This window comes from Streptomyces sp. NPDC051172, from assembly GCF_040682555.1.
Classification (GTDB): domain Bacteria; phylum Actinomycetota; class Actinomycetes; order Streptomycetales; family Streptomycetaceae; genus Streptomyces.
On record NZ_JBFBBE010000280.1, the window covers coordinates 1 to 2,361 of the forward strand.

The 2,361-nt window shown below is 69.2% G+C and carries 2 protein-coding genes; both read right to left on the minus strand.

Features of this window, described 5'->3' with window-relative positions; all coding sequences use genetic code 11:
• Positions 1–74: 74 nt before the first annotated feature.
• Positions 75–1,925 carry a M1 family aminopeptidase gene (locus AB0N07_RS50300; protein ID WP_365847620.1) on the minus strand — a complete coding sequence of 617 codons (1,851 nt, stop codon included), beginning with the start codon at positions 1,923–1,925 and terminating at the stop codon, positions 75–77.
• Positions 1,926–2,156: 231 nt separating this feature from the next.
• Positions 2,157–2,361: hypothetical protein (locus AB0N07_RS50305; RefSeq protein ID WP_365847622.1), on the minus strand; the 205-nt coding region annotated here is incomplete at its 5' end.

Sequence of the window (2,361 nt, forward strand, 5' to 3'; positions counted from 1 at the left end):
CGTGGGCCCGCTCGTCGAAGCCCGCGCGGCGTTCGCCGCGTGGGCCCGCTGACGGAGCATCACACCCGGCGTGGTCAGCCGTCGATGCGGTGCGTGCTCCAGAAGGAGGTCAGATCCGTGCTCGTGGCGGCCTGCGCGGCCGCCTTGAACTCGGCCGTGGTCGAGACGCCGTACCAGTGCGAAGTGGCGTAGTCCTTCAGCAACTTGGTCATCGCCGTGTCGCCGAGCAGCCGCCGCAGGTCGTGCAGGGCGCACTTGCCGTAGTCGTAGACGACGGTGGAGTAGCGGGACGAGTGGGCGTCCCAGTAGGCCATGGAGTTGGTGATCTTCTCCGCGGACGAGGCCCAGGAGACGCTGTTCCAGCAGTTCGTGCCGGTCTTGCCGAGGGCCAGGTCGGTGGCGTAGTCGGTGAACGCCTCGTCCAGCCAGGGGCTGTTGTACTCGTCGTCGCCGACGATGCCGTACCACCACTGGTGGCCGATCTCGTGGGTGAGCGCGGTGGTGCTGACGAGGTCGAGGACGAAACCGGGGTACTCCATGCCGCCGAACCAGTAGTTGTTGTCGATCACCGCGTCCAACTCGCCGTACGGGTACGCCCCGAAGCGCGCCGCATGGGCGTCCACGGCCGACTTGGCGGTGGAGAGCATCGACTGGGCGTCGGAGGAGCTGATGCCCGAGACGGAGTAGATGTTGATCGCGGTCCCGGCCGCCGAGGTGCCGGAGATCTTGCTGAACGGTCCCGCCGCCCAGGCGAAGTCACGCACCTTGGAGGCGGTCGCGGTGGTGACGGTACGGCCGCTGGAGCCAGGGGTGTCGGTCGAGGTGCCGGTGGCCGGGACCAGCAGGGTGCTCGGGTGGTCGAGGGTCACCTTGAAGTCGGCGGCCAGGGAGTAGAAGGACTCGCCGTTGTTGGTGTACGGGTCCAGGTGCCAGCCCGAGCCGTCCTTGACCGCGAGGACGGGCAGCGCGTTGCCGATGTTGTTGAAGGCCCCGTCGTGGCCGAACCGGTCCGCGCCGCTCGGCACGGTGATGCCGAGGTCGAAGCCGATCGTGGCGGACTGCCCCTGCGCCAGCGGTGTCGGCAGGGTGATCTGCAGGGCCGTGCAGCCGACGGACAGCGAACCTGCCGTACCGCCGGTGACGTTGGTGACCGTGATCGGCATGGCGTCGCAGGTGCCGTGGTAGTTGTCCCACAGCCTCAGGTACACCTCGCTCAGCGCGGTCGAGGAGGCGTTGGTGAAGGTCGCGCTCTCGTGGCCGGTCCACACCGTGCCACTGGTGTTGCTGCTGAGGCTGACGGTGTACGAGGGCGTGGCGGGCGTGCGCGTGGAGTCCGCCGGCGGGGTGCTGTCCCCGGACGTGTCCAGGGCGATGTCGTCGAGGACGAAGCTGGTCTGCAGGCTGGAGTCCTCGGTGCCGGTGAAGGCGAGGCTCACGGTCTGCCCCGCGAACGCCGAGACGTCGAGGGTCTTCTTCACGTACCCGGTGTTCTCGTCGAGGTTGGAGTACGTCGCCAGCGTCGTGCTGCCGATCTTGGCCGTCAGCTTGTCGTACGCGATGGACGAGGTCGTCTCGTCGGTGTCGATGTGGAGCCAGAAGGAGAGGGTGGCGGTGCTGCACCCGGACGGGATCGTGACGCTCTGGGAGAGGCTGTCGGTGTGCGTGCCGCCCGTTCCGTCCAGCCAGGCGTAGCTCGTGCCGCCGTGTGCGGTCTGGCCGGAACGGCTGGTGACGACGCTCGTCGAGGACTGGGTCCACGGCGAAGTACCGCTCTCGAACCCGCCGTTGGTGACCACCTGGGCCGGAGTGCATGCCGCCGCGGCCGAAGGGGCGGCCGTGGCAGGGGCGGCGGGGAGGGAGACGGCGGCCAGCGCGGCGACTGCCAGTACGCGCACGGCGATGGATCTGTGGGGGGTCTTTCTCACGCGAAACTCCTTTTCGGCGGCCGGGATTCCGGCCTGCTCGGTGCCGCCGGCCGGCTGGGGTGCGCCTGCGGACGGCAGTGGGGTGCGTGGATCGGTGGTGCGACCGCTGTAGCGTGGCAGATTTGTCGAGGGCATGCCATGAAATGGGGTGAAGCGGGTTGAGGGTGATCGGAGTCTCGGCCTCGACCGTTTCGCCCCTGGGGTCTCCGTGACCCTCAGGTCCGCGCGAGGTCAGTCGCCGTCGCCGAGGGCCGCGTGTCCGTGTTGCCCCTGTTGTCCCTGTTGTCCCTGCTCGGCCTGGGCGACCTCGATGCCCGCGTGCAGATCGGTGGCCGCGTCCTGAACAGACCGAGGGGGCCGTAGGAGCGGATCGTCACGCGGTCCGCTTGACGGTCGCCGCGGCGGCTGGGGCGTAGACGGGTGGTGACCCGGCGGC